This window comes from Paraburkholderia sp. EB58, assembly GCF_050436665.1.
GTDB lineage: Bacteria > Pseudomonadota > Gammaproteobacteria > Burkholderiales > Burkholderiaceae > Paraburkholderia.
The window spans coordinates 54,162-77,994 of record NZ_JBNDMQ010000012.1; the positions used below are offsets into that span (position 1 = coordinate 54,162).

A 23,833-nucleotide genomic window follows, 5' to 3' on the forward strand; every position below is an offset into this window, starting at 1 on the left:
CTGGAAGCGCACCGATTATGCCTGGCCGCTATGTCAGCGCCAAGCGTTTGAGCCACGTTTGGGGAAATTTTGATGCGTTGCGACACAACTCGAAACGGTTGTTACGCCGCCGCAAGCCATTCGGGGGACGCCCTCGCGGCGAAGCTGCGCGAGGTGACGAACGGGGCGGATCCGCGTCGCAGGAGGCGGCGCGGCGGGCATCAGGACATCGACGCTAGCGTTCGAGCTGGTGGAAGAAGTACACCGTGCTGACGGCAAACATGCCGAACAGGGCGACAGCCATTGCCATTGCGAGATCCATGACACCTCCGGAATCCGGTCAGGCCCGGCGCTTGAAACGACCGGGCGATCTGCCGGATTATGGTCACCCTTCCCGGTGGCGCGAACCCGTAATTGCCCGAGAAGGGTTTCCCCGTAGCTCAAAGCAGCGCAAAATCGGCCTCGTGCCGCGCTTTTTTTGGCGCGGCCGTGAATCCACCGCTTCCAGACTGCTTCCAACCAGACCGTCCAACATGGCCCAATTCCAGCATCAGGACATCATTGAGATTGCACAAGGCGCATCGCTCTTGCGCTTCGCGCCGCAAGCCGGCGGCCGGCTCCTGTCGTGGCATATCGACGGACAGCCGATGATCCACTGGCCCGACGTGGCCGACTGGAGCCAACCCGCGAGAATCCGCGGCGGCAATCCGCTGCTGTTTCCGTTTCTCGGGCGCCATCGTGTCGACGGCCAGATCGGCCGCTGGCGCGACGCCTCCGGCACGGTGCGCGATTTGCCGATGCACGGCTTCGCGCGCGACCTGCCGTTTGCGGCCACCGTCGAACCCACCGCAGCTGCCGCTGGCGCCGGTGAAAGCGCCACGTTGCGCATGACGCTTACCGACAGCGACGCGACCCGCACTGGCTATCCGTTCGGCTTCCGCTTCGAGGCGGTTTATCGTCTTGCCGACGATCACACGCTCGACGTCGAGCTGACGACCACCAACACCGGCACCGCGCCACTGCCCTACTACGCCGGCCATCACTTCTACTTCTCGTTGCCCCACGCGCAACGTAGCGAGACCGTGCTGGAGCTGCCGCGCACCCAGCGCCGCTTTCAGCAGGCCGACGGCTCGATCAGCGCCGCCGAGCCGGGCGAGCCGCGCTACACGCTCGACGACGCAGGCATTCTCGACCGCTTCCACTGTCTTGACGGTGCGCCGGACCTGCCGGTGCGGCTCGTGGCACCCGGCCTGAACCGCGCCATCACGATCGACCTGCAACGACCGGGTTCGGTGCCCTGGTACGCGGTCACGACATGGACCGAAGCTGCGGAGTCGGACTTCTATTGCATCGAGCCCTGGCTCGGCCTGCCCGATGCGATCCACAATGGCCTCGGCCTGCGCTGGCTCGAGCCGGGGCAAACCGAGTCCGCGGCACTGCGCATCACCGTCGGCGCCCTGCGCTGATTCGCCACGCATAAGGCCGCCTCCGCGCTGCGGTGCGGTGCGGCCTTGGGGTGTCCGCCATGCCGCTCGCGCGACGCCGTTCCGTTTCGCATGCTGCGCTGCAAAACCGTTAGAATCGGACGTTTTTGCCCCTCTGTCGCGTGATCGGGATCGGCGCGCGGCAGCGCTTTGCGAGGTCCAATGTTGGGAACAAGAAGAATGAAACGGCTCGCTTGCGTGTCGTTGCTGGCCGTGCTCGCCGCGTGCGGGTCAGCGCCAGTCGGTCCGGGGTTCTATCGCGTCGAACGGGGCGATACGTTGTTGAAGATTGCCCGCAGCAACCGGCAGTCGGTCCAGAGCATCGTGCGCTGGAACAACCTGTCGAATCCGGACAGCATCGAGGTCGGCCAGGTGCTGCGCATCGCGCCGCCTGGCGGTTTGGCGCCGGTCACGGCCGCGACCGCAAGCAGCGGCGCGCGAAGCGGCAGCCGTGGCAGCGCCGCTGCCACGCCGGCACCGCGCAGCGCTCCAGACGACGTGTCGCCAGCCGCGGCGCCGGCAACCTCGATTGCGCTCATCTGGCCGGTCAACGGCACGGTGATCCGCCGCTTCGACGGTTCGAACTCGAAAGGCATCGACATCGCCGCCAGCGCGGGCACGCCAGTCGTCGCGGCCGCCGCCGGCAGCGTGGTGTACGCCGGAAATGGTCTGCGCGGCTACGGTAACCTGCTGATTCTCAAGCACAATGCGGACTATCTGACCGCGTATGCGCATAATCGCGTGCTGCTGGTGAAGGAAGGCCAAAGCGTGACGCAAGGCGAGAAGATCGCCGAAATGGGCGACACTGACACGGATCGCGTGATGCTTCACTTCGAATTGCGCTATCAGGGTCGCTCGATCGATCCGTCGCGCGCGCTACCGGCACATTAATTGCGTATTTCGCAGGCTGAACGTTGCCCGTACGGGAACCTCGGCTCCCGTGCGACGCTCCATCTGATATCGGACACGGCGAGTCGCCGCGTCCTTCACCCCGTCTAAGAGGAGCTTCCAATGAAATCTGGCTGGACCGCAACGGCCGTCGCCGTGGTGGCGAGCTGCGCCGCCCTGACGCTCGCGAGCCTCGGCGGCTGCGCCAGTTCGACCAAAATGACCTACCTGCCTAGCGGCGACACCGGCTTCGCCATCAATTGCAGTGGCAGCGACGCCAGCGAGAGCTGGGCCGAATGCTACAAACGCGCAGGGGAAGTATGCGGCGCGTACGGCTACGACGTGATCTCGAAGGATGTCGACAATGGCGCCACTTCCGGCGGGACGGTCGGCGGCATCTTCGGCGCGAATGTCAAGAACCGCTCGATGGTGGTCCGCTGCAAGCAGTAGCCGCAGGAGACGCATGAGCGTGCAACCTCGCGCTCGATGTCAATTAAACCGGAATAAACCGCATCAAATGCAATATCTATAAACGCCCGAAAAAAAAAGCCCGGCTCGAGGGCCGGGCGAACGGGGGTTCGGCGCATATCGGCAAAGGACCGGTTCACCATGCGCCAATACGGAATCTATCAACGCATCCACCCTCATGCAATCGATTAATTTTGCAAAAAATGTGAGTCTGCGCACGGAATACACATTCCGCGAACAGAAAATAAAGAGATAACTGAATAAAACGAGTCAAATGAAACGAGGCGGCAGCCTCAAACAGACTAGAAAAGATGCCATTCAAACAACGCCAAACCCTTGCTGGTCTTGCCTCATAAGGTAATGCTGCACCGCATGAATTTAGCTGGTCCCGGATAAAGACGTCAAATTTTAAAACGCGCCAATTCCGATTACCGCGACTTGCGCCTCTTGGTGCGAAAGCGCACCTTTCAGCGAACTTAATCACAAACCCTCTTCATTACGGCATCTGCTTTCATCATATTTTTTGGATTTATTCGCATCGTGCGGAGCATTTTATCGGTTAAATATGTCGAGATAAACCGTTGAATGAGCGATTCCGCACATTCGCAATCGACACGGCCCGGAATTGCTGGTTCGCGCAAAAAAAACGGTGCCGCACATCATTCGCCGACCCGTCGCGGCCGGATCAGAGCACGCGCAAACCCAGTTCGGTTACCAGCACGGCGGCCTGCTGATGCGAAATTGTCGCGCCCTTAAAGAGTCCCGCGTCGACGAGCCGCACGCCGCTCAGGTCGACGAGGCGCAAGTCCGCGCCATCGAAGCGGGCACCCTTGAGACTGGCGTCCTTGAGGCTGCCGCCTTCGAAGATCGCCTCGCGAAAATCGGCGCCGGACAGATCGGCATCGGAGAAATCGAGTTCCTGCAGCGTGGCTTTGCGAAACGACAGGCCGCGCAGATAGGCACCGATCAGCAGCGTTTCGACAAAACTCAGACCCAGCGCGCTGCAATCTTCGAAATTTGCGCCGGTCAGCTTACAACCGCTGTAGCTGGCCGAGGCAAGCTTGGCGCGGCGCCAGCTCGTGTTGTTGAGGTCGCTGGACTGAAACGTTGCCTCGACGAGGTCCGCGGAGGCGAAATCCGCCTGCCGTCCGCGGCAGCGCAGCCAGCGGCTTTGCGTCAACGCCGCGCCGAAAAACGAACTCTCGATAATGGTGCACCGATGGAATTCGGCGCTGCGAAGGTCGAGCCGCGACAGGTCCGCGCCTTCGAAATCGCAGTCTTCGAAGCGCAGCGGCTGCCGGTTGGCGCCGATCAACTGCTGCACGTCTTCGCGTGCAAGCGTCGCGTCGGTGACGGTATGAATGCCGGTGTCCGGCGTCGTAGAATTAATCGACATGAAAAAACTGTTCCTGTCCGGTGCGTGCCGGACCCAAGGACCGTGATAGTCCGATGAAGTAAAAGCAAAACCCCGAGCGCCGATCAGGCGCAAAATGCCAAGCGTACCGGAACCTGCGGTGGCCATGGCGGACGCGCTACGATGGTTTATAGTAACGCCCGCCAGTCCCTACCCCTCTACTCCGATGACCTCGAACGAAGCCGCCCACAGCCCACTCTACCTCTCGCTGCTCGCGGAAACCGCGCAGATCGGCTGGCCGGAACTCGAGCGCTTCTTTGCCCGCGGCATCCTGCTGCACGTCGCGCGCGACCTCGATCTGGTGAGCGTCGCCGAAGCCATCGCCAGCGACGATACAACGCAAGTCACCCAGTGGCTCTCATCGGGGCTGCTCGAGCGGATCCAGGCTGAGACGGCCGCCGATTTCGCCGCGCGCGATCCAAACCTCTGGGCGGTGGTGGTCTCGCCTTGGGTCTGCGTGCAGGAACGGGAGTGAACGGGGCGGCGCCACGCTGATACGGCTTTTGCCACGCGCCACGTGCCGCGTCTCGCCATCGCAGCGAGCCGGCTGGGGGCGAGTGCGCGCCGCTCTGCGAATTCCAGTTACGGGTTGAAACAAGCGCATACATATCACGCGGGCCGCTCGCCCTAGAATTGGGTCAGCCCGTGCTCTCCGCGCGAACAGTCTGCTCGGGTCAGAGGTGTCGGCGTGCCCGCGCCGGCACTTCGCCTCCACATTCGACGGCCCGGCCCATGAGGCATGCACAAGCGTGTCGGACCACCGTCACCCCGCCACCAATCAGCAGGTTATTGCGGCGCGGCTTGCTTCGGCGCAGGTTGCGACGTATCCGGCGTATCCAGCATGGATGGCGGGCGGTCGTCCGTGGGCACGCCGTGGTAATCAGGCGGGTCTTTCGGGGGCGGACCATGGTGGCCGGAGGCAGGATCGTTCGAACAGGCCGCGAGGGCCGCCGCAGCTAAGACAATCAAAAAGACGCGATTCATAGACTCTCAAAATTGAACACAATAACGCAGGCGCGCCGAGAGTCTACCTGCAAAGACCTGGCCGCTGCAGCGGCGCTCCCTGCGACGCAGGGTCATGCACTGCGCACGCCCCCGTTTTCGCGAAGTCTGGACTACTATGTACGCATGGCTGCAATCGTCGAAGGAGGCTGCCATGGACACCGAATCGATCGCGGGTTTCATCGGGCTCGGGGTGGGCCTGGCCGTGCTGATAGGCTTGTCGATTTTCGAATCGCGGACCTACCGGCGCGAACACAACGGTGAAGGGATGATGCACCACTGGTTGTCCGAGCATCACATGCTCAGCCGGATACGGCGTAGACACTAAGCCATATCGCCGTCGCGGCAACCAGGCCGCGCAACCCGTAAGCATCTGGAATTGCAACTGACCCTGCTGCCAGGCAGCGAGCCTGGGCGGCAAGGTTTGGTGTTGCTATCTGCATTAACGCGTCTGGGGGTTCGTGCGTGCGGCCCCGCTCCCAATCATGCGCTGGAAAATAGCCGCTGCAGGTGCGCCGCGCTTATACGCCGGCCTTCGCCAGCACCACGATCGACACCCCTAGCGCCTCGTTCTGCGTATCCTCATTGCGATACGAATGCGGCACATGTCCGGGAAAAGCGAGTACATCGCCCGTCTCGAGTCCATGCCGTTCTCCCGCCACGAAAATCGCGACCCGCCCTGCCATGCAGGTGAAATACTCGCGCGTGCCGGGCAGATGCGGCGTGCCGCGCATATAGGCGCCGGGCGCGAAGGCCATCGTCTCGAGAATGCCATCCGGCATTGGTTCCGGGACCAGCGGGCGGATCGTCAAACCGTTGCCGCGATTTTGCGCGGAGATATCGTCGACGGACCATTTGCGCACCTTCGCACGCGGCGAGGCGAGCAACTCGTCGAGCGGCGCACCGAGCGCACCCGCCACCTTCATCAGCACCGCCAGCGACGGATTGCCCTCGCCCGACTCCAGATTCGCGACCGTCGAGCGCGGCACGCCCGACGCCTTCGCGAGCCCCTCCTGCGTGAGCGAGCGGGCATGCCGTAACGCCACCAGATTGCGCGCCAGATGATGGGCCGCGTGAGCCGTGTCGGGTGAGGTCTCGCGAGCGGGTTCGTAAGCGGTCTCGTCCATCGTATCGACTTTCTGACAAGGAGTTGGACATCGCACTCGGCCGTGCGGCGTGGGGTTCCTATTATCGGGCCATCGAGACAGCGCAGGTGAAGCGATCGTCTCGTCCTGAACCGGAGAACCCGCATGAAAACAAACCACAAGACCCTGCATGGCATCCGTGTTGCGCTCACAGGCGGCACCTCGGGACTCGGCCTCGCATTGATGGACGAACTGCTGGCGCGCGGGGCGAGTGTCGCCTTCGTCGCGCGCCACCAGCGGCGCCTGGCCGAGGTGGCGGCGTCGCGCTCGCGGGTGGCCGGTATCGTCGGCGACATCGCGGACAAGGAAGACATCTATCCCCTTGCGATGCAGATCAGCGGCCTGCTGGGCGGCGTCGACGTGCTGGTCAACAATGCGTCGGCGCTCGGACCCGTGCCGCTCGCGCTGCTTGCCGACACAGCGTGCGAAGACTTCGAGACGGCGCTCGCAACCAATCTGCTCGGACCATTCCGCCTCACGCGCGCTTTGCTCGGCTCGCTCACCGCCGCGGCCCGCGAACGAGGCGGCGCAGTCGTGCTGAACGTCTCGAGCGATGCGGCCATCGAGCCGTATCCCACGTGGGGCGCATACGGCGCCAGCAAGGCCGCGCTGCGCCATCTGAGCCGCATCTGGGACAAGGAGTTGGCTGCCCAGCACGTGCGCGTGCTGTCGCTCGATCCAGGAGACATGGACACGCCGCTCCACGCACTTGCCGCGCCTGGCGATGACCCCGCAACGTTGAAGCGCCCTGCTGACGCAGCCCGTGAGTTCGCGGATGCCATCGAAACGGCGTTGCAGGCGCTGCGGCAATCCACCACCGAGACCGTCACTACTGAGGGAGTACGAGCATGACAATGCGAGCTGCCACCTTGCCTCTCCAACGCCCTCATGATGCGCGGCTGCTGGTGATCGATTCGCGCGGGCACATCGAGCATCGTCCACGCAGCGCGTTCGCAACCTTGCTGCGCCCCGGCGATTGCGTCATAGCGAACGACGCGGCCACCCTGCCCGCCAGCCTGCAAGGTATCCATCGTCGCAGCGGCGCGCAGATCGAAATCCGCCTTGCGGGACGCGTGTCGCTCGATCCCAAAGACGTCAAACGCTTTACCGCTGTGGTGTTCGGCGCAGGAGACTTCCGCACGCCGACCGAAGCGCGTATCGCCCCGCCTGCCCTCGCGTCCGGCGACCGGCTGACGCTCGGAATCCTCAGCGCAACCATCGTGCGCTTGCTGGATCATCCGCGTCTCGTCGAACTGCAATTCGACGGCGATGCGACCCACATCTGGCGCGCGCTGGCAGAACAAGGCAAGCCGGTTCAGTACTCGCATCTGCACGATCCGCTCGCCTTGTGGGACGTATGGACACCAATCGCCGCGCAGCCGGTGGCGTTCGAACCACCGTCGGCGAGCTTCGTGCTCGACTGGCAGAACGTCGATGCACTGCATGCTCGCGGGATTCCGTTTGCGACGCTCACGCACGCAGCAGGCCTGTCATCCACGGGCGATACGGCGCTCGATCAGCGCCTGCCGTTCGACGAGCCTTATCGCATTCCCGCGGCAACTGCTGCATTGATCGCGGCAACCCGTGCACGGCAAGGGCGCGTCGTGGCGATCGGCACGACGGTAGTGCGGGCGCTGGAACACGCGGCGAGCCGCGATGGCGTCGTGCATGCGGGTGACGGCCTCGCGACGCAGCGGATCGGGCCGCAGACCCGGTTACGCATCGCCGACGTGATCGTCTCCGGCACGCACGAACCGGAGACGAGCCACTACGCCTTATTGCGCGCCTTCACCGATACCTTGACGTTGTTGGGGGCGAGCGAGGAGCTCGAGGCGCATCGCTATCGCACGCATGAATTCGGCGATTCGGTCTGGATCGAACGGCGTGCGTGCGTGCTGCGCGATGGACAGAAGCGTCCCGTCGATGCGCGAGAGCGGGAGCGATGCGTCACGTGTTGAATGCGGCACGCGTGAACATGTTTTAGTTTTTTTCATTTCGAGATTGACGCCGATAGGTATGACAAGATATGATCTTTGATTCGTCGGAGCGTAGCGCAGCCTGGTAGCGCATCTGATTTGGGATCAGAGGGTCGTAGGTTCGAATCCTATCGCTCCGACCATAGAATCAAAGGGTTACACGCTTCGGCGTGTAACCCTTTTTCTTTTCCTGTTTCCGTGTAGACACCGCGTAACCCCCGTGTCACCCGTGCGTAACCGGATTCAGTCAACGTCGGACTCTGCTCGTCAGGTTCATTCGTGGTCGGATGGTGACGTATGTCCAACTCTGTTCGAGGATCGATCCGTGCGTAAATTCGTATCGCTCATCCTGCTTGCGGCATTCGCCGGAGCATTCGCGCCCGTCAGTGCCGAGGCGCATCCCCGTGTAGTGTGCAAACGCGTCTGGTATCGCGGCCATCTGGTGCGCCGCTGCCGGCCGGTGCCGCCGCCGCGCCATCATCATCGCCGCCCGCCGCCGCATCATCGTGGAAACTACGTCTGACCCGCTGGCCTTGCAACGGTCCGAGCTTCAACCTTCTCGATAACGGCCACTCAATCTCGCGCGGCCCAGCGCTCTATTTCAGCGCCACCTCGGGTTGAGCAAACGCCTCGCGGAACATCGGTACCAGCCGCTTGTTGCCGAATTCGCTGAGGTGATCCGCGTCGTAGTACAACGGCCTGAGTTGCTGGCTTGCCCAGCAACGCCCGCGGTCGCACAGCCAGCGCTCGGGATCGAGTACCTTCACGCCGCACTGTGCGGCCGCGGCCTCCTGTGCCGTCCGCACGAACGCGTTACGCCTGTTGTAGTCGGCGAGCGAAATAGACAGGTCGGCATTGCCCCGCCTGAACATCAACTGGCGCGCCATCGCCTGCGGGACATCGAATGGCATTTCCGGCACCGGCTGCACCAGATACACCGGGCGGGACTTTGCGATCAGGCAGGCCGATGCGACCAGATGCTGCGCAAACTCCGCGAGGAACGCGGGCGTCGGAGAATCGTACACGCGGGAAAAGTAGATCAGCGGATGGTGACTGAGTGCGCTGCCATCGATCGGCCCGAACGCGTAGTCCGACGTACGGTTGACGATGAACACTGGAATCGCCGGGTCGAGCGAAGCCAGCTTGCGCAATGCCCGATCATTGAAGTCGGCACATTGCTGATCAGCATCTTGCGAGCCAGGAACCGCGTGCTCGCCATACAGCGTCGGGCAACCCGAGTAGCTCAACTCCATGACCGCGCCGGCGGACAATGCTTGCTGGACGGCGCTCACCATTGCGTCCGCGTGGCTGTCGCCGAGTACAACCGCCCGCAGCGGACCACTGCCGAACAGGCACGCGGGCGATGTGCCGCCGGATGTGGGTAGGCACTGGTCGCGCACCGGGCTGTAGTCGAGTTGCTCGTCGGCGGCCATGTCCCATTGCGGCGGCACCCGGTTCGGCACGTGCTGATACCGGGCGGCAACCGCACCGAGCGTCAAGCCCCCCAGCGCCGCGCCGAGACACAGCAGGCGCACAGGCTTCGCAAACCGTGAGAGATGCCCGCGCGACGGCCGTTCGACGAACTGATATGACGCTTCGCCGAGTAGCAGCGCTGCGGCAATCCCGCTAGCCACGCTCACGGGATCGTGCTGCCGATCGGAGTAGACCAGCAACACCGCCACTGGCCAGTGCCAGAGGTAGAGCGAATACGAACGGGTGCCGAGCCATTGCGCGACACTGTTGCCGGTGAATGGCGAGCGCTGCCTCGATACTGCAATCACTAGCGCCGCGCCGAGCACCGGCACGATTGCGAAGCCGCCAGGCCACCTCAGCCCGGAGTCGAAGCGCACCACGGCCAGTGCGATTAGCGCAAGTCCGACGCCTTCGAGCGCGCCCGCAAGCGCAGCGGGCAACTGGCGCCGTCCGGTGAAGAGCCAGACCATTCCGCCCACCAGCAATTCCCACGCACGACTTGGCAACAAATAGAACGCGGCGGCTGGCCAACGCCCGGAAGCGTACACCGAGCAGGCCAGCGACGCGACGCACACAACGGCTAACAGCGCGCACACGCCGGCCCTGCGCCGCCAGCGCCAGGCGAACGCCGCCGCAAGCGGCAACAGTAGGTAGAACTGCCACTCCACGGACAACGACCACGTGTGCAGGAGCCACTTCTCATGCGACGCCGTATCGAAGTAGCCAGAGCCTCTCCAGAACTGGACGTTGGAGACGAACGTCAGCGCGGACACCACATTGAGCGAGAGCGTCCGATATTCGATGCTCACGAGCCAGAACCAGCCGACTGCGAGCAGCACGGCACACAGCGCGAGAAGCGCCGGCACGATGCGCACCGCACGCGACAGATAGAAATCGAGCAGCGAGAACCGGTCGCGCTCGAGCGCCGAGACGACAATTCCAGTCATCAGGAATCCTGAGATAACGAAGAACACGTCGACACCGACGAACCCTCCGGAAAAGCCCGGAATCCCGAAGTGGAAGAGCACGACTGGCAGCACCGCCCACGCACGCAGGCCGTTGATGTCGTAGCGGAACGCTGAGCGGACAGCGTGCTCCGTGCGTTGAGCGTCGGCAAAACCCCGCTCACCGACAAATTTTATTCTTTGCATGGGTTTCAGCCCCTCGAAGTGGGGCTTCGAAGACACGTGCAAGGGGCGAGCGCCCAATCCCGTGACGGCAACCGCGCCCCCTGGAAATTCCACTAAAACAATAACCGCGTCGCCTGCCTGCTTTCCAAAAAAACAATGCTAGTGAGTACGCTAACGCACGAGGAGTACGCGCGATCGCTCACCGTGCCCGGTGGACACGACGCGTGCTGAACGCTGCCGGCGGCCCGATCACAACGGATCGCTTCTCGTCGCCCCGCTTGTGGAACCGCTTCACCAGCAATCTTTTCCTGTCACTTTGATTACAGTGAGGCGGGTAGATAAATGTCGGTATGGTTCCGCACAGAAGCCGACGCTCGTTCGTGAGAACGTTTTGCTCATCGAGCGGAGGAACCGATGTTTGAGCGTCTTTGGGTCTACATGGGATACACAGTTCACGCCCTTGCCTCCTCCACCGGCGATGGCCTCTATTGTGTCCAGCGAATTTCCCTTCAGCGGTCCGCGGCGGATGTGCGGATCGATATCCGGCCGCTTCCGGACGAGAACGCTCCGCAGAGCCGACCCGAAGATGCGCTGAACAATGCATATGCATGCGCGTGCAAGGCAATCGGATGGATTGCATCGGCCGACGCTCGAAGCCGTTCTTGAAGCCTCCATGCCAGCATTACTCCGCGCTCAAGGGGACTGGCATGGCATTCAATAAAACCGTCTCAATACGCGAACATGGATATTGCGAAAACGCTGGAAGTAGCAAAGCCGCAGCCTGCCCGGTCGCAGCGCTGATCATCGAGTTATTGAGGCGCACCGACTTTCCGACAAAATCAAGAACCCAAAAGACGATTTCCTTTATCTACGCGAGCTGGCCGCCGAAACAAGCTAGCATCTTTTACCGTACACACCGCGGCCGCGTTTTTTTCCGGTTGAAAAGACCCGTAATAAAAGGGCCATCTGCTGGTGGCCCACGATTACAATTTATTGCAATCACGTTCGCCGTTCACCGGTTAGGGGTAACATGAAGTTCGTCCCCTGCTGGCACGTTTCTGGCTGCACGAGATGACCATATGCCCTAACGGAGTTGGAAAATGACGGATAAGAAGACAAAGAATCCGCCCGTATATACTGGCCCTGAGTCGATCAACAATCCCGATGAGCTGATACGCAAGCGCTGCAGTAGTTGCAAGGAATACAAACCCTTTGATGACTTCTACAACAACCGAACCAGCGGAGATGGAAAAGATTCCCGCTGCATCGAATGTGTGAAGCAATATTGGAAGGAATATTCCGTAAGGGTCGCTGCCCGGAGAGCGGAGTACAGGAAGGCGCGGTCTGCCGATCCAATCGTCAGAGAAAATATCAGGAAATATGCGAAGAAATATGCAGCATCGCCTGAACATGCGGAACGGATAAGGGAGCTGGCGCGTAAGAACTACCGTAAGCGTAAAGACGCGCAAAAAGCGGAATCGCTTGCTCACGCCACCAAAAGCCCCAACGATGAGGTTGATGATTCAGCCGGGGTTCGCAGTGCATTGCCTGACACGACAGCAAAAATGCCGCGCTGAGGCGGCCCGCGATAGCCGGCTCATTGCAATCTCGCTTCAGCCTTCACCGACTCGGCGGCGGGCACGGGAAAACCGCGCTCGTCGACCCCGGTATTTGCGGTATCGATAGGGACGTTGCGCCCGGCTGTCATCAAACAGGGCTCCGATCTGTCAGACCAGCACGAGTCGCGGATGACCTTGCAAAACGCCTTGACAGGAAAGCGCGTGCCGGCTCCTCAACATATTTCGTCAAAACAATCGCGCTTAGGAGCGTAACAGCGCATGCGACGAATAACGGAACTGCCGTAGACCCGTTGGGCTTTCCCACGAACATGAACACGGCTCGCCCGATTGGGAAATGAAGGAGATAAATCGGGTACGAAAGCCAGCCGAGAAAGCGCGCTACTTTCTTCTCGAAGGCCGACAAACGGGACAGGTTCGCCCCGACCATAACAAGGCATGGCGCAACGCAGAAAATAATGAGCAGCGGGTACAAGCCACGAACCGCGTACGGAAACAGAAACAACGCGAGCGCCAGAGCATACAGGCAATAAGAATTTCGAAACACCCACTTCGGAATTTCTGCCGCGCGAACCTGAGCATTCGAATTATTTATGTTGTACAGGAGAACGCCGACAACGAACCCGAATGAAACGCGATAGAACCCACCATCAACCCTGCCGCAAGACCAACCTTGCTCAAAATCTATTATTGAATGTCCGTGGCCATCAAAGCTCGCCAGCAAACCTGTTATCACAAACATAATTCCACTGACGGCAATGATCTTAAGCAATGCATTCTTATTTAATCGCACGATGACCACGAACGCGATACTCGCCACCATCTCGAAGAAAAGTGACCATGCAGGCGGGTTCGATGGGAATATCTCGCCTATGGTGGGATCGATAGCAGTAACGGCGTTCACGGTTGCCATGTTTACGGTGCCGAAACTGGCCATATACGGAGTAAAGAACAGATTATAGATGGTTGCGGATATAACATTTCGCATCGGATAGGTGGATATGCCCACCGTTCCCGCCTCGATCAATACAGGCAGACCGATCAGCAGCGATAGTAGAAGCATCGGATACAGGCGAATAATGCGTCTTTTTATATATTCGACCGCCGTCATTCCTGCAAGGAGTCGGGTACCGTAAGAGTGGGCAATGACAAAGCCACTTAACATAAAAAACAGATCGACTGCCACATACGCGTTCTTGAACACGCTTTCCTGGGTGAAATGCGAAAACATCACTGCGATGGCTGCGACGCCTCTCAAGCCGTCGAGTGCATCGTATCTATTGTCTGTTGTAGTCATCCCACTCTCACATTACGTTTTTATAACAGAATGCGGAGCCCCGAACCGCTTGCTTCGCCACAACCGTTCTGGGACTCTAGCAGCGCTATAACAATGACTATGTGCGGTGGAGAACGTGATATCAGTCACGTTGCCGATTAAAGAACGTGTTGAAATCGATTTGATATATATGCGTAATTATTTGGTAATGTGATCTGATCTTATTCGACGAGTCGCGAATGGGCGTTACTCAGCAGCGGTGATATTGCCACCGCGAGATCTGTCGGTGCACGCGTCAGACGGTTCGAAGGAAGGCTATTGGACACGCATTTAGAAGGCCGCTGCAGCAATCGTCACAATGGCGGCACACAATGGCGCACCTCATTCCTTTGAGCCAACATCAGATGAAAAAATCAATGGCCGCGCTGGCACTCATCGCACTGTGTTCCACCGCGCAGGCAAGTCCACCGTCAGACGTCAACGACGGGTTTCTCACAGGTACCTTCTTTCGCGGTGGAAGCCAATCGATGCGTGCCGCCTATGTCATTGGCATCCTCGACGGCTTCTCCTACGCGACTGTATTCGGCGCGCCGGATTCGAAGATCGAGAAACTGCGACGCTGTATCGGAGCGATGAATGCCAACACCCGGCAAGTCGGCACCATCGTCGATCAGTATCTGGATGCGCACCCTGAGTCGTGGAATGAGAAGATGCAACCGATTGTCCTGCGCGCAATGCGGCAGGCTTGCGCGACTCACGGGATGGCGATCGATTGAAGGGACGGCGGATCATCCAATAATGAAATTGTCCCGCTACCGTATATTGCGGCGATAGCGGGACAATTTGGCAAACTAGCGCGCGCAGAGGTACTGCGCGCTCAGTTGGTGATGTTAGCGACCGGATGAATCGCTAACGACTCGCCAATCTGACTGGTTAGTGACCAGAGTAAAGCGAATGCGAGCCGGTAAATGTCGAGACCGGAAGAGCAGGAGCGCCTGATTCCGACGAGCCGCTCACTGCACCACCGACACCGCTGGTCGAGCTATTCTGCGCAGCCACACGCGCTTCAGCGGCCTCAATCTGATCCGGGTAGCTGGCGTGATCGCCACCCGGGCGATAGCCGGCGTTTTCGAGCTGGACCAGTTGGCTACGGACTTCGGCGCGTGTCAGCGGCTGATTCGACTGAGCAAACGAAGCCACCGGAGCGGAGAGAACGAGAGCAATAGCAACAGCCTTGATAAGCGAGTTCATGATAACTACCTCCAGACATTGTTTTGAACGGCGCTGCAAACGCGTTTGTGTGCAGCCAGTGATCACAGTGTAGAAAGCTGGAGACCTAGGGTAAATACCTAAGTTATGAAATCACTGTTCTGGCAAACCTCACAATCGAGGGGTATAGGGTCCGCCATTGACGCAGGCATCTCATCAGGTACGAATACTGCTGCTTTTCTGTCGGTATCTTTTTGCGGAGCAAACTATGAAGAAGATCTGCATCGCTGTGGTTGTTGCTATGACAACGCTATGCGCGACCGCGCCGGCGTTCGCCGACGAGTACCATCATCATCATTGCCATTGGGAGTGGCATCACCACCACCACGTGCATGTCTGCCACTAACATGTAGCGCATTTGGCGACACCCTGGATTCAATAAGGGTCGTCGTTCGCAGAGGTTGCGGCGAGCATCGCCGCAACCTCTAATCACTGATCTGCACCAAGGCGTTCGAGACAAGCGGCGCAAAAAGTCCTACACTTTCTCCGCACGCATTACCCAACCGTATGCGCAAGCAAACTGTGGAGGTCAAGCATGACTGCGCCGCAAAAACTTTACGGTGTGACGCTGAAGCCTCGCGTCAAGACTCCTCCGCGCAAGTTGATCGAAACTGCCCCGTCTGAAGCACGCCCAGACCTGTTGGAAGCCGTTCGACGAGCGGTTGTCGAACAGCGAGATATAGCTGAGCGGCCGTCTCCGCGTTAAGCCGTTCCCGTGTTGATTCATAGCAGCCCGCATTGGGCAGGCTTTCGCACGCCAGGCGTTTGACACTGAGGTGCGTAATGACGGGAACCGCAACGCGCCGGGCAGACCGGGCGCGAGGCGTGCCTGATCAATATCGCCGCTCTTGACGATTGACCCGGCGAAGACTGAGTCCGCCCATGATGGCGCCCGCGATACCCGCAATCGCGCCCACGATGCCCGCAATGACGGCAACATAATTCATCCAGTCTGCCTGAGGTGCCTTGGCGGGCGGTGCTGTTGCGACCAGCGAAGGAGCGGCTGCCCAGACGATCTCCGGCGGCGATGCCAACGGCGGTGATGCCGACGGAAGTGGAGATGCCGTGACTGTTGGCGTAGCCACGGTCGATACTGACGCAGATGGCCCAGGTGTCGCATACAGGCCTTGCGCGAGTGCCATTGAAGCGGCAGGGGTGTCTCGTGCAATATCGCCGGCGAGTGCAGGCGCGCAATGCAGCGAGAAAAGCAGCGCTCCTACGAGCCGGAGCGAGTACCTGATCGAATGCTGTGGCGAATCTGAATCTGCGGTATTCAGTGTCGTGGGCAAAACGTCATTGAAGGACAGGCGGGCAATGGTCGATATGCTGGCCATCCAGTCACTCCCGTGAAAATTCGATCGGACGATTGTAACGGCTGCCCGATATATTCGCGGTCACTTTGGTGCACGCCCCATAAGCAAATTGGCCCGCTACCGCGCATGTGCGCAGTAGCGGGCCATCCAATCCGCACAAGCTGCTGACGCCCCGGCTTAACGCCACGAGCGCACCACTGCGGCACCGCTTTAGTGACCAGCGTAAATCGAACGCGAGCCGGTAAATGCCGAGGCCGCAGAAGCGCGAGCGCCCGAATCCGACGAGCCGCTGACCGCACCGCCGACGCCACTCGTCGAGCCATTTTCGGCAGCAACACGTGCTTCCGCTGCCTGGATGTCCGCGGGATACGTAGCGTCGTCCGAGACGCTCGGGTTGTAGCCTGCCTTTTCGAGCTGGACCAGTTGGTTACGGACTTCGGCACGCGTCAGCGGCTGATTCGACTGGGCGAATGAAACAACCGGAGCGGCGAGAACAACGGCGAGAGCAACAGCCTTGATAAGCGATTTCATGATGACTACCTCCAGTGATTGTTTTAACGGCGCTGCAAACAACGTTGTGTGCAGCCGGTAAAGACAGTCTAGAGAGCGACGAACCTAGGGTAAATACCTAAGTCATGAAATCACTATTCTCGTAAATCTCACAATCCAAATACTGGCCTGACTCCCCCTCGGCGACGAGGGACGTTTCGACTAGGCGACGGCAGTTTTCAACGTGGCAATGTCGCGCCGGGGTGGCGCGCCAAACATGCGGGCGTATTCGCGGCTGAATTGCGATGGACTTTCATAACCCACCTGATAGGCAGCCGCTTCAGCGTTTGCCTCGCCTGCCACCATCAAGTTGCGAGCTTCGAGCAAGCGAAGCTGCTTCTGATATTGCAGCGGGGTCATCGAAGTCAGCGCCTTGAACTGCCTATGAAATGTCGACGGACTCATCTGCGCGACGGCGGCCAGTTCCTCGATACGTACCGTTTCGGTGAACTGGTCCCGCAGGGCATGGATCGCGTTCACGACTCGCTGCGCGTGGCTATTTGCCAGCACGACTCGCGCGACCTCACTTCCATCAGGACCGCTTAGCAACCAGTAGCAGATTTCCCGCATGATCATCGGCGCGAGAATCGGAATAGCTTGAGGCGTATCGAGGAGCCGCACCATGCGCAGCACGCAGTCGGCCAGCGGGCCGTCAAAGTTGGCGACAAATACGCCGTGTCCGAACGGGTCTTCTGGCGTGGGTGGCGTGTCGAGGCGCTCCATGACATCGCGCATGACCGCCAGATCGAACTCGATCACCACGCCGAGGAATGGCTCGGACGGGCTGGCTTTTGCCACCCGGCTCAGCGCCGGCATCTCGACGCTGACGACCAGCGCTTGCCCTGCCCTGTAGTCATACCGCCTGTCACCGAATGTGGTCCATTTGGCGCCCTGGACGACGACACAGAGGGCCGGTCTCATGATCAGATGAGACGGCGCTTTCTCATGATCCGCGCGAAGGATGGCCATCCCCTCAATGGCAGTCACGAAGGGGTTTTGCTGCCCGCCATGCTCGTCGGTATAGCGTTTGACGGCTTCGAGCAAGGCATTTGACATAGGAATTTCCTCCACATCCGCTTTCCTGCATGTTACCGCCGCTTGTGGCGAGCGGTGGGCGTAGAGGCAGGATCAGGCAAGAAGTGAGGCAGTTCGGGCATTCAGTGGCGGGATCTGCCGGCATAAGCTTGCCTCTCCACAGCTAACGCGGAGTGCAGCATGACAGCAGGAAAATCAGCAGGTACCACCACGAAGATCGCGATTGTCACCGGAGGCAGCCGTGGCTTGGGACGCAATACGGTGGTCCACCTAGCGAAGCGCGGTGTCAGTTCCATCTTCACCTACCGCACGAATCAGGCAGAAGCCGGGAAGGTTGTCGGTCTTGTAGAAGAGCAAGGTCAACAAGCCATTGCACTGCCGCTCGATACCGGCAAGGTAAGCGAGTTTGATCCGTTCGTGAAACGGGTGTGGGAATCGCTTGCGCAGTTAGGCGCTGAGCGCTTCGACTACCTCGTCAACAACGCCGGTACTTCGAATCACACGCCGATCGAGCAGACCACCGAGGAAGAACTGGACGGTCTCTACAACGTCCATTTCAAGGGCGTGTTTTTCCTGACCCAGAAACTTCTGCCGCTCATCCGCGACGGTGGCCGCATCGTGAATATTTCGTCGGGGCTGACACGCGTCGCCATTCCGGGTAGTGCGTCGTATGCGTCGATGAAAGGCGCCGTTGAGGTTCTGACTCGCTATCTCGCGAAGGAACTCGGGCCGCGCCAGATCCGCGTCAACACCGTCGCTCCGGGCGCAGTTGAGACCGATTTCAGTGGCGGTATGGTGCGCGACAATCCGGAAATCAACAAACGCGTGGCGGAGTTTACGGCGCTCGGTCGTGCAGGTTTGCCCGACGACATCGGCCCAATGATCGCGTCGCTTCTTGCCGAAGACAACCGCTGGGTCAATGCCCAGCGTATCGAAGTCTCGGGCGGCATGGCTATCTAGACGTCAAAAAAGAACTGCGGGCGCGTACCGCCCCTATCGTGCTTGCCAACCGGATCAACGTTTCGGCTGGCTAAACTCATAGAGACGACGGCGTTGCATCTCGCCAATCACGCGCTTGCGCGCGGACTCACGCCGATAGTGGCCGACCGCGAAAATCACTGCGAACAGCAAAACCGAAAATCCCACTGCGGTGGCCAAAACAGTCGCGTCCATGGCGGCCTCTTGTCAGGTGCTGCGCTAAGCCGCAGCGGCGTTCAATTACTGCTCACATCCACAGCAACCTGCGCGCCACAAGCCGGGACGTCCCGGCCAGCGGCGGTGAAACTCGCCCAGCCAGGAAGGCTGGGCGTGGCCGCCACTACCACGGCAACCGACAGACCCGTAACAGGTACGTCCGTGCGATACATCTAACAGCCAGGCCCGCTTGGCAAAACAGGCCAGCATCTCTTGCGAGAGCCGACCTGCCTGTTACCGGCTAGCGCCCCGAAGGACAACTCACGGCAACCTTCCCGCCACGCTGTCCGCGCGACGCTATCCGCGCCGCGCTACCCGCAGCTTAGTGACCGTAAATCGCTACCGCTGCGGAGTACGTGCTCACTGTGCCGAAGTGGCGCGCTGACCCACTTGCGACGAGCCGTTGCTGCCCGAGCCGTAGCTGGTCGTTTCAGCCTGCGCGCCGCCCTTTTCAGCGGCGACGCGGGCTTCAGCAGCCTGAATGTTTTCCGGGTAGTGAATCCAGTCGTTCGGGTTGTAGCCAGCCTTCTCGACCTGAACAAGCTCGGCGCGCACTTCTGCGCGGGTCAGCGGTTGGCTCGACTGCGCAAACGCGGCGAGCGGAGCGGTGATCAGCGCGGCAATAACAGCAGCTTCGAAAAGCGACTTCATGATTACTACCTCCGGGAATTTGTTTTGTGCGGCCCTGCAACCACTTGGTATGCGACCGATCAGCACAGTGTAGGGTCAGGACGACCTAGGGTAAATACCTAGATTATGAAAACACTGTTGTCAAAACCGTGACAATAACGGGATACGGCGCGCGCGGTCGGTCACGCCCGCCTTGCCGGCAAACAGCAGACCCTGACGCGGTGATGTTTGTGGCGCGCGGAGGCCGCGAATCGATCGTTCATGTCAATGGATATCTCCACGGCACGCGTCACACGACAGAAAACGTCCCGAGCGGCGCACGTCTTTTTGCGAACTGTTCGCTTGGTAACGTTGCCCTGAGAAGTGGCTACCTAAGATGACTGCTGGAAAAATTCTGTCGAGTCACGCTATGCGCTATCCGTTTGATATCGCCGTTACCTACGCCTTATTGCTGCTCGTCATGTGTTGCGTCGTGAATCTGACTCTCTCCTGATCGAATCCCGATCAGAGCGGGTTTTACGACGCAGGTAAGCGGTCCGTGACACGCGTTGTCACGGACTCGCCCGCCTCCCACCCGCGCATGTGTCATCACCACCGACCATCGCGTCCCCCCGAAGCCTCCCTACGTCCCATCACGCAGTGTTCCGCCGTCGCGGCGCTCGCCTCTGCGTGCGACGACGGCGTTCGAGCCACCGCCCCCTCCTCTGGCACACCGCCTTGCTGTCACGCGCCCACCCGTGCGACAGTGGTACAACACAGCGTCGCGCCCTTTGCGTCGCTAGAGAGCCATGGAGACAAAACATGAATCTGATCCTCTGGCGCCACGCCGAAGCCGAAGACATCGCCCCGACCGACCTGGCCCGTCAGTTGACCGTACGCGGTCGCAAACAGGCGCAAGCCGTGGCGAAGTGGCTGCGCGCACGGCTCGACGACGACGCCGTGATCCTCGCAAGTCCCGCCGTGCGCACCATCCAGACCGTCGAAAGCCTGACCGATCAGTATCGCGTGGTGCGTGAACTCGCACCAGGCGCCAGCGCGGCTGACGTCCTCGACGCCGCCGGCTGGCCAGAAGGTATTGCACCGACGGTGCTGGTCGTCGGTCATCAGCCCACCCTCGGTCACGTCGCAGCGCAGTTGCTCGCCCAGAGCAACGCCAGCTGGCCGCTCAAGAAGGCCGGCGTATGGTGGATTGCAAGCCGCGAGCGCGACGGCGACGAGCAGGTGCTCCTGCGCGCGGCGATCAGCCCCGATCTTTTGTAAAACAACGAAACCGAAAATAAGCGGCGACCTTACGGACCGTCATCTAAAGGTCACGACCTTGCCATGCGAGCGTCACCGGGCGTTACTACATTGGCGAAAAAGCGAAATTCTTCTTTTTCGACAAGGAACGCCACATGCAAGATCTGCCGACGTCTTCCCTGCCGCTCGCTTCGACCCTCGAGACGCGCCGTCGATTGCCGCGCGCCGAGGAAACGGTCACCGCACAACACCGGCTGCAGGTGGCCTGGGCGCGTACCGAGGAAGAGCTTCGTGAAGCGCAGCATCTGCGCTACCGGGTCTTCGCCGACGAAATGGGTGCACGCCTGACCGGCCCCGCGGGTCTCGACGTCGACGCCTTCGATCACTACTGCGACCACCTGCTGGTGCGCGATCTCGACACGCTGAAAGTGGTCGGCACCTATCGCGCCCTGCCGCCGCATCAGGCGGCACGCATCGGCCGCCTGTATGCGGAAAGCGAGTTCGACGTCTCGCGTCTCACGCACCTGCGCCCGAAGATGGTCGAAGTGGGCCGCTCGTGCGTGCATGCGGACTATCGCAGCGGCGCAGTGATCATGTCGCTGTGGGGCGGCCTCGCGTCGTATATGTTGCATAACGGCTACGAAACGATGCTCGGTTGCGCGAGCGTGGCGATGGCCGATGGTGGCCACTACGCGGCGAATCTGTACTGCGCGCTACGCGACAGCGCGATGACCGCGCAAGAGTACCGCGCTTTTCCGCACACGCCGCTGCCTGTCGACGAACTGCAAACGGGCGCGGATGTCGCACCGCCGCCGCTCGTCAAAGGTTATCTGCGGCTCGGCGCGAAAATCTGTGGCGCACCGGCCTGGGATCCCGACTTCAATACGGCCGACTTTCTGACGCTGCTGCGTCTGTCCGAAATCAACGCGCGATATGCACGCCACTTCCTTGGCGATGCATTGCCGGGCTAAGTCAAACGCTACGGGGTAGGTGCAAATAAAACAGCCCGGCAGAGCAGGTGCTCGCCGGGCTGTTTGCTGTTCCATTTGCCGATCCAGACGCCCTATACAAACACCAGGACATCGGGCCTCATCGGTTGTTGCGTATCGTCAGTCATCCGTATAAACAACCCGATACGGGATGCCAACCTTCTCCCACTCGGCCGCTTCCTGAATCAGGCTGTAATCGGTCAGCGGGTTGTTGGCCACCCACTCCTTCGGCAAGCGCACTTCGTAGCCATTGTTCGCACGGGACACTGCAATACCCGGCAGGCCGACATCCGCACGGCGCCGGCACAGCAGCGCGGCGAGGCGCAAGCAGAACAGCAACGGCCATTCCACTTCACGCGTTTGCGACAGCTTGCCGAGCTTGCCCGCATGACCCAGCACGAGCGCGGCAAGGCGCGCCTGGTCGGTGCGCGAAAAACCCGGCATGTCGGCGTTGCTCGCGATATAGGCCGAGTGCTTGTGATACGCGCTATGCGAGATCGACAGCCCGATCTCGTGCAGCGAGGCCGCCCAGCTCAGGAACATGCGATTTTCGACGCGCCGCTCCGTATCCGGTTCGCCGAATTGATCGTAGAAGCTCACCGCCAGTTCGCCGATGCGCACCGCTTGCGCGCGATCCACCCCATAGCGGCGCATGAAGCCTTCCACCGTGACCGTACGCATGTCTTCGTGCTGCGAACGGCCGAGCAGGTCGTACAGCACGCCCAGACGCAAGGCGCCGTCGGTGGTGTCGACGTAATCGACGCCCAGTTCGTCGAACACCGCCAGCATGATCGACAGGCCACCTGCGAGCACCGGAATCCGGTCGCTCTTCAGCGCCACCAGTTTCAAGCGATTGACGTTCTCCGCCTTGATCAACGCGCGCTTCAGGCGTTCGAGGCCGCCGCGCGAAATGCCGTGGGTTATGCCCGGGTCGTTGAAGCCGTTCGCTTCGACCAGTTCCGCGAGTGCGCGTGCCGTGCCCGACGAGCCGATTGCCTGCTCCCAGCCGGTTTTCTTGTACTCGTTGGAAATGATCTGAATTTCGCGGCCGGCCGCGAGCTCGGCCTGGCGCATCGTGTACTCGTCGACGTTGCCCGCCGGGAAGAAGGCACGGCTATGGCTCACGCAGCCGATATACAGGCTTTCCATCTTGATCGGCGTGTAGTGCGAGCCGATGATGAACTCGGTCGAACCGCCGCCGATATCGACCACGAGGCGCTTACCCGGGCTTGCCGGCACCGAGTGTGCTGCGCCCGCATAAATCAGACGAGCCTCTTCGCGCCCGGCAATCACCTCGATCGGGAAACCCAGTGCAGCCTGCGCCTCGCCTAGGAACTCGCCGGCGTTCTTGGCAATGCGCAGCGTGTTGGTAGCGACCGCACGCACGTGGTCAGGGTGGAAATCGCGCAGCCGTTCGCCGAAGCGTTTGAGTGCGTCCCAGCCGCGCACCTGCGAGGCGCGGTCGAGCATCTTGTCGCTCGACAGGCCCGCAGCGAGCCGCACGGGCTCGCGTAGCGCATCGACCTGGTAGATCTGGCTGCCGGCATCGGTTTCTTCGACCCGGCCCACGATCAGACGAAAGCTGTTCGAGCCAAGGTCGACGGCAGCGAGAAGTTGTGGAGTGTTGACCATCGATTGAGCGGACTCCATACGCGCAAGCGCAGCCTGCTTGTTGCCGGCCCCGCCGTTCAAAGCCACCATTTTAAGCGTACCGGACCTCACGATGTAACCTTCAGGGTGATTGCCTGCGTTATGGTCCCATATTCATTGCGTCATATTTACGACACAAGGCCAATACAGCGT

26 protein-coding genes and 1 tRNA gene are annotated in these 23,833 nt (G+C 60.7%); 16 read left to right on the top strand and 11 right to left on the bottom strand.

What is annotated here, in order from left to right; genetic code table 11:
• Positions 1-512: 512 nt before the first annotated feature.
• The 3 genes from P3T40_RS19005 to P3T40_RS19015 all read left to right on the top strand — a co-directional run bounded on the left by P3T40_RS19005 (position 513) and on the right by P3T40_RS19015 (position 2,801).
• Positions 513-1,445, top strand: a complete 933-nt coding sequence (locus P3T40_RS19005; RefSeq protein WP_429269276.1) for an aldose epimerase — start codon at positions 513-515, stop codon at positions 1,443-1,445.
• Between the two features lie 180 nt (positions 1,446-1,625).
• Positions 1,626-2,354, top strand: a complete 729-nt coding sequence (locus tag P3T40_RS19010) for a peptidoglycan DD-metalloendopeptidase family protein (RefSeq protein WP_429269277.1) — start codon at positions 1,626-1,628, stop codon at positions 2,352-2,354.
• 120 nt (positions 2,355-2,474) lie between these two features.
• Positions 2,475-2,801 (top strand): hypothetical protein, encoded by a 327-nt coding sequence (locus P3T40_RS19015; RefSeq protein WP_429269278.1) that lies wholly within the window; start codon positions 2,475-2,477, stop codon positions 2,799-2,801.
• Positions 2,802-3,504: 703 nt separating this feature from the next.
• On the opposite strand, the gene P3T40_RS19020 is transcribed toward P3T40_RS19015, so the two are convergent.
• Positions 3,505-4,215 carry a pentapeptide repeat-containing protein gene (locus P3T40_RS19020; RefSeq protein WP_429269279.1) on the bottom strand — a complete coding sequence of 237 codons (711 nt, stop codon included), beginning with the start codon at positions 4,213-4,215 and terminating at the stop codon, positions 3,505-3,507.
• A 184-nt stretch (positions 4,216-4,399) separates the two neighbouring features.
• On the opposite strand from P3T40_RS19020, the gene P3T40_RS19025 reads away from it, so the two are divergent.
• A complete protein-coding gene (locus P3T40_RS19025; protein WP_429269423.1) occupies positions 4,400-4,708 on the top strand; it encodes a DUF2288 domain-containing protein in 309 nt (102 codons plus the stop codon).
• Between the two features lie 681 nt (positions 4,709-5,389).
• On the top strand, positions 5,390-5,563 hold the full coding sequence (locus P3T40_RS19030) for a hypothetical protein (protein WP_429269280.1): 174 nt from the start codon (positions 5,390-5,392) through the stop codon (positions 5,561-5,563).
• A gap of 193 nt (positions 5,564-5,756) precedes the next feature.
• On the opposite strand, the gene P3T40_RS19035 is transcribed toward P3T40_RS19030, so the two are convergent.
• Complete coding sequence (locus P3T40_RS19035) at positions 5,757-6,362, bottom strand: helix-turn-helix domain-containing protein (RefSeq protein WP_429269281.1); 606 nt, start codon at positions 6,360-6,362, stop codon at positions 5,757-5,759.
• Positions 6,363-6,485: 123 nt separating this feature from the next.
• On the opposite strand from P3T40_RS19035, the gene P3T40_RS19040 reads away from it, so the two are divergent.
• From P3T40_RS19040 to P3T40_RS19055, 4 genes are all read left to right on the top strand, one after another.
• Complete coding sequence (locus P3T40_RS19040) at positions 6,486-7,232, top strand: SDR family NAD(P)-dependent oxidoreductase (protein ID WP_429269282.1); 747 nt, start codon at positions 6,486-6,488, stop codon at positions 7,230-7,232.
• Positions 7,229-8,338: an S-adenosylmethionine:tRNA ribosyltransferase-isomerase gene (locus tag P3T40_RS19045; RefSeq protein ID WP_429269283.1), complete on the top strand. Its 1,110-nt coding sequence runs from the start codon at positions 7,229-7,231 to the stop codon at positions 8,336-8,338. Before P3T40_RS19040 ends, P3T40_RS19045 begins: the two co-directional genes overlap by 4 nt.
• Before the next feature lie 84 nt (positions 8,339-8,422).
• Positions 8,423-8,499 (top strand) — tRNA-Pro (locus P3T40_RS19050).
• A 182-nt stretch (positions 8,500-8,681) separates the two neighbouring features.
• On the top strand, positions 8,682-8,879 hold the full coding sequence (locus P3T40_RS19055; RefSeq protein ID WP_429269284.1) for a hypothetical protein: 198 nt from the start codon (positions 8,682-8,684) through the stop codon (positions 8,877-8,879).
• Positions 8,880-8,952: 73 nt separating this feature from the next.
• Here P3T40_RS19055 and P3T40_RS19060 read toward each other — a convergent pair whose 3' ends face one another.
• Positions 8,953-10,980: an acyltransferase family protein gene (locus tag P3T40_RS19060; protein ID WP_429269285.1), complete on the bottom strand. Its 2,028-nt coding sequence runs from the start codon at positions 10,978-10,980 to the stop codon at positions 8,953-8,955.
• 686 nt (positions 10,981-11,666) lie between these two features.
• Between P3T40_RS19060 and P3T40_RS19065 the strand changes: the two genes are divergently transcribed.
• Both P3T40_RS19065 and P3T40_RS19070 read left to right on the top strand, forming a co-directional pair.
• Positions 11,667-11,993 (top strand): hypothetical protein, encoded by a 327-nt coding sequence (locus P3T40_RS19065; RefSeq protein ID WP_429269286.1) that lies wholly within the window; start codon positions 11,667-11,669, stop codon positions 11,991-11,993.
• 66 nt (positions 11,994-12,059) lie between these two features.
• Positions 12,060-12,536: a hypothetical protein gene (locus P3T40_RS19070; RefSeq protein WP_429269287.1), complete on the top strand. Its 477-nt coding sequence runs from the start codon at positions 12,060-12,062 to the stop codon at positions 12,534-12,536.
• 130 nt (positions 12,537-12,666) lie between these two features.
• On the opposite strand, the gene P3T40_RS19075 is transcribed toward P3T40_RS19070, so the two are convergent.
• Entirely contained in the window at positions 12,667-13,833 is a 1,167-nt protein-coding gene (locus tag P3T40_RS19075; protein ID WP_429269288.1) for an acyltransferase family protein, read from the bottom strand.
• 383 nt (positions 13,834-14,216) lie between these two features.
• On the opposite strand from P3T40_RS19075, the gene P3T40_RS19080 reads away from it, so the two are divergent.
• Positions 14,217-14,588 (top strand): Rap1a/Tai family immunity protein, encoded by a 372-nt coding sequence (locus P3T40_RS19080; protein ID WP_429269289.1) that lies wholly within the window; start codon positions 14,217-14,219, stop codon positions 14,586-14,588.
• 157 nt (positions 14,589-14,745) lie between these two features.
• On the opposite strand, the gene P3T40_RS19085 is transcribed toward P3T40_RS19080, so the two are convergent.
• Positions 14,746-15,063: a DUF4148 domain-containing protein gene (locus P3T40_RS19085; protein ID WP_429269290.1), complete on the bottom strand. Its 318-nt coding sequence runs from the start codon at positions 15,061-15,063 to the stop codon at positions 14,746-14,748.
• Between the two features lie 226 nt (positions 15,064-15,289).
• Here P3T40_RS19085 and P3T40_RS19090 point away from each other — a divergent pair, with 226 nt between their 5' ends.
• On the top strand, positions 15,290-15,427 hold the full coding sequence (locus tag P3T40_RS19090) for a hypothetical protein (RefSeq protein ID WP_429269291.1): 138 nt from the start codon (positions 15,290-15,292) through the stop codon (positions 15,425-15,427).
• Between the two features lie 487 nt (positions 15,428-15,914).
• On the opposite strand, the gene P3T40_RS19095 is transcribed toward P3T40_RS19090, so the two are convergent.
• The 3 genes from P3T40_RS19095 to P3T40_RS19105 form a co-directional block, all read right to left on the bottom strand.
• The gene (locus P3T40_RS19095) at positions 15,915-16,415 is read right to left on the bottom strand and encodes a hypothetical protein (protein ID WP_429269292.1); all 501 of its coding nucleotides are present in this window, start codon (positions 16,413-16,415) and stop codon (positions 15,915-15,917) included.
• Positions 16,416-16,604: 189 nt separating this feature from the next.
• A complete protein-coding gene (locus tag P3T40_RS19100; RefSeq protein WP_429269293.1) occupies positions 16,605-16,925 on the bottom strand; it encodes a DUF4148 domain-containing protein in 321 nt (106 codons plus the stop codon).
• 180 nt (positions 16,926-17,105) lie between these two features.
• Positions 17,106-17,987 (bottom strand): AraC family transcriptional regulator N-terminal domain-containing protein, encoded by an 882-nt coding sequence (locus P3T40_RS19105; RefSeq protein ID WP_429269294.1) that lies wholly within the window; start codon positions 17,985-17,987, stop codon positions 17,106-17,108.
• 171 nt (positions 17,988-18,158) lie between these two features.
• On the opposite strand from P3T40_RS19105, the gene P3T40_RS19110 reads away from it, so the two are divergent.
• A complete protein-coding gene (locus tag P3T40_RS19110) occupies positions 18,159-18,938 on the top strand; it encodes an SDR family NAD(P)-dependent oxidoreductase (protein ID WP_429269295.1) in 780 nt (259 codons plus the stop codon).
• Positions 18,939-18,992: 54 nt separating this feature from the next.
• Here P3T40_RS19110 and P3T40_RS19115 read toward each other — a convergent pair whose 3' ends face one another.
• Together P3T40_RS19115 and P3T40_RS19120 are read right to left on the bottom strand one after the other, a co-directional pair.
• Positions 18,993-19,151: a hypothetical protein gene (locus tag P3T40_RS19115; protein ID WP_429269296.1), complete on the bottom strand. Its 159-nt coding sequence runs from the start codon at positions 19,149-19,151 to the stop codon at positions 18,993-18,995.
• Between the two features lie 381 nt (positions 19,152-19,532).
• Positions 19,533-19,823, bottom strand: a complete 291-nt coding sequence (locus tag P3T40_RS19120) for a DUF4148 domain-containing protein (protein WP_429269297.1) — start codon at positions 19,821-19,823, stop codon at positions 19,533-19,535.
• 780 nt (positions 19,824-20,603) lie between these two features.
• On the opposite strand from P3T40_RS19120, the gene sixA reads away from it, so the two are divergent.
• Together sixA and P3T40_RS19130 are read left to right on the top strand one after the other, a co-directional pair.
• Positions 20,604-21,062, top strand: coding sequence for a phosphohistidine phosphatase SixA (gene sixA / locus P3T40_RS19125; protein WP_429269298.1), 459 nt, complete (start codon positions 20,604-20,606; stop codon positions 21,060-21,062).
• Positions 21,063-21,196: 134 nt separating this feature from the next.
• A complete protein-coding gene (locus P3T40_RS19130) occupies positions 21,197-22,012 on the top strand; it encodes a GNAT family N-acetyltransferase (protein WP_429269299.1) in 816 nt (271 codons plus the stop codon).
• Between the two features lie 138 nt (positions 22,013-22,150).
• Here P3T40_RS19130 and ppx read toward each other — a convergent pair whose 3' ends face one another.
• On the bottom strand, positions 22,151-23,731 hold the full coding sequence (gene ppx / locus P3T40_RS19135) for an exopolyphosphatase (protein WP_429269300.1): 1,581 nt from the start codon (positions 23,729-23,731) through the stop codon (positions 22,151-22,153).
• Positions 23,732-23,833 lie beyond the last annotated feature (102 nt).

Bases quoted from the DNA above. Each gene is read 5' to 3' on its own strand.
- P3T40_RS19115 (WP_429269296.1), bottom strand. From the start codon at position 19,151: ATGGACGCGACTGTTTTGGCCACCGCAGTGGGATTTTCGGTTTTGCTG.
- P3T40_RS19005 (WP_429269276.1), top strand. From the start codon at position 513: ATGGCCCAATTCCAGCATCAGGACATCATTGAGATTGCACAAGGCGCA.
- P3T40_RS19010 (WP_429269277.1), top strand. From the start codon at position 1,626: ATGTTGGGAACAAGAAGAATGAAACGGCTCGCTTGCGTGTCGTTGCTG.
- P3T40_RS19085 (WP_429269290.1), bottom strand. From the start codon at position 15,063: ATGAACTCGCTTATCAAGGCTGTTGCTATTGCTCTCGTTCTCTCCGCT.
- P3T40_RS19030 (WP_429269280.1), top strand. From the start codon at position 5,390: ATGGACACCGAATCGATCGCGGGTTTCATCGGGCTCGGGGTGGGCCTG.
- P3T40_RS19110 (WP_429269295.1), top strand. From the start codon at position 18,159: ATGACAGCAGGAAAATCAGCAGGTACCACCACGAAGATCGCGATTGTC.
- ppx (WP_429269300.1), bottom strand. From the start codon at position 23,731: ATGGTGGCTTTGAACGGCGGGGCCGGCAACAAGCAGGCTGCGCTTGCG.
- P3T40_RS19065 (WP_429269286.1), top strand. From the start codon at position 11,667: ATGGCATTCAATAAAACCGTCTCAATACGCGAACATGGATATTGCGAA.
- P3T40_RS19100 (WP_429269293.1), bottom strand. From the start codon at position 16,925: ATGAAATCGCTTATCAAGGCTGTTGCTCTCGCCGTTGTTCTCGCCGCT.
- sixA (WP_429269298.1), top strand. From the start codon at position 20,604: ATGAATCTGATCCTCTGGCGCCACGCCGAAGCCGAAGACATCGCCCCG.
- P3T40_RS19040 (WP_429269282.1), top strand. From the start codon at position 6,486: ATGAAAACAAACCACAAGACCCTGCATGGCATCCGTGTTGCGCTCACA.
- P3T40_RS19080 (WP_429269289.1), top strand. From the start codon at position 14,217: ATGAAAAAATCAATGGCCGCGCTGGCACTCATCGCACTGTGTTCCACC.
- P3T40_RS19015 (WP_429269278.1), top strand. From the start codon at position 2,475: ATGAAATCTGGCTGGACCGCAACGGCCGTCGCCGTGGTGGCGAGCTGC.
- P3T40_RS19025 (WP_429269423.1), top strand. From the start codon at position 4,400: ATGACCTCGAACGAAGCCGCCCACAGCCCACTCTACCTCTCGCTGCTC.
- P3T40_RS19045 (WP_429269283.1), top strand. From the start codon at position 7,229: ATGACAATGCGAGCTGCCACCTTGCCTCTCCAACGCCCTCATGATGCG.
- P3T40_RS19035 (WP_429269281.1), bottom strand. From the start codon at position 6,362: ATGGACGAGACCGCTTACGAACCCGCTCGCGAGACCTCACCCGACACG.
- P3T40_RS19130 (WP_429269299.1), top strand. From the start codon at position 21,197: ATGCAAGATCTGCCGACGTCTTCCCTGCCGCTCGCTTCGACCCTCGAG.
- P3T40_RS19020 (WP_429269279.1), bottom strand. From the start codon at position 4,215: ATGTCGATTAATTCTACGACGCCGGACACCGGCATTCATACCGTCACC.
- P3T40_RS19120 (WP_429269297.1), bottom strand. From the start codon at position 19,823: ATGAAGTCGCTTTTCGAAGCTGCTGTTATTGCCGCGCTGATCACCGCT.
- P3T40_RS19075 (WP_429269288.1), bottom strand. From the start codon at position 13,833: ATGACTACAACAGACAATAGATACGATGCACTCGACGGCTTGAGAGGC.
- P3T40_RS19095 (WP_429269292.1), bottom strand. From the start codon at position 16,415: ATGGCCAGCATATCGACCATTGCCCGCCTGTCCTTCAATGACGTTTTG.
- P3T40_RS19070 (WP_429269287.1), top strand. From the start codon at position 12,060: ATGACGGATAAGAAGACAAAGAATCCGCCCGTATATACTGGCCCTGAG.
- P3T40_RS19060 (WP_429269285.1), bottom strand. From the start codon at position 10,980: ATGCAAAGAATAAAATTTGTCGGTGAGCGGGGTTTTGCCGACGCTCAA.
- P3T40_RS19090 (WP_429269291.1), top strand. From the start codon at position 15,290: ATGAAGAAGATCTGCATCGCTGTGGTTGTTGCTATGACAACGCTATGC.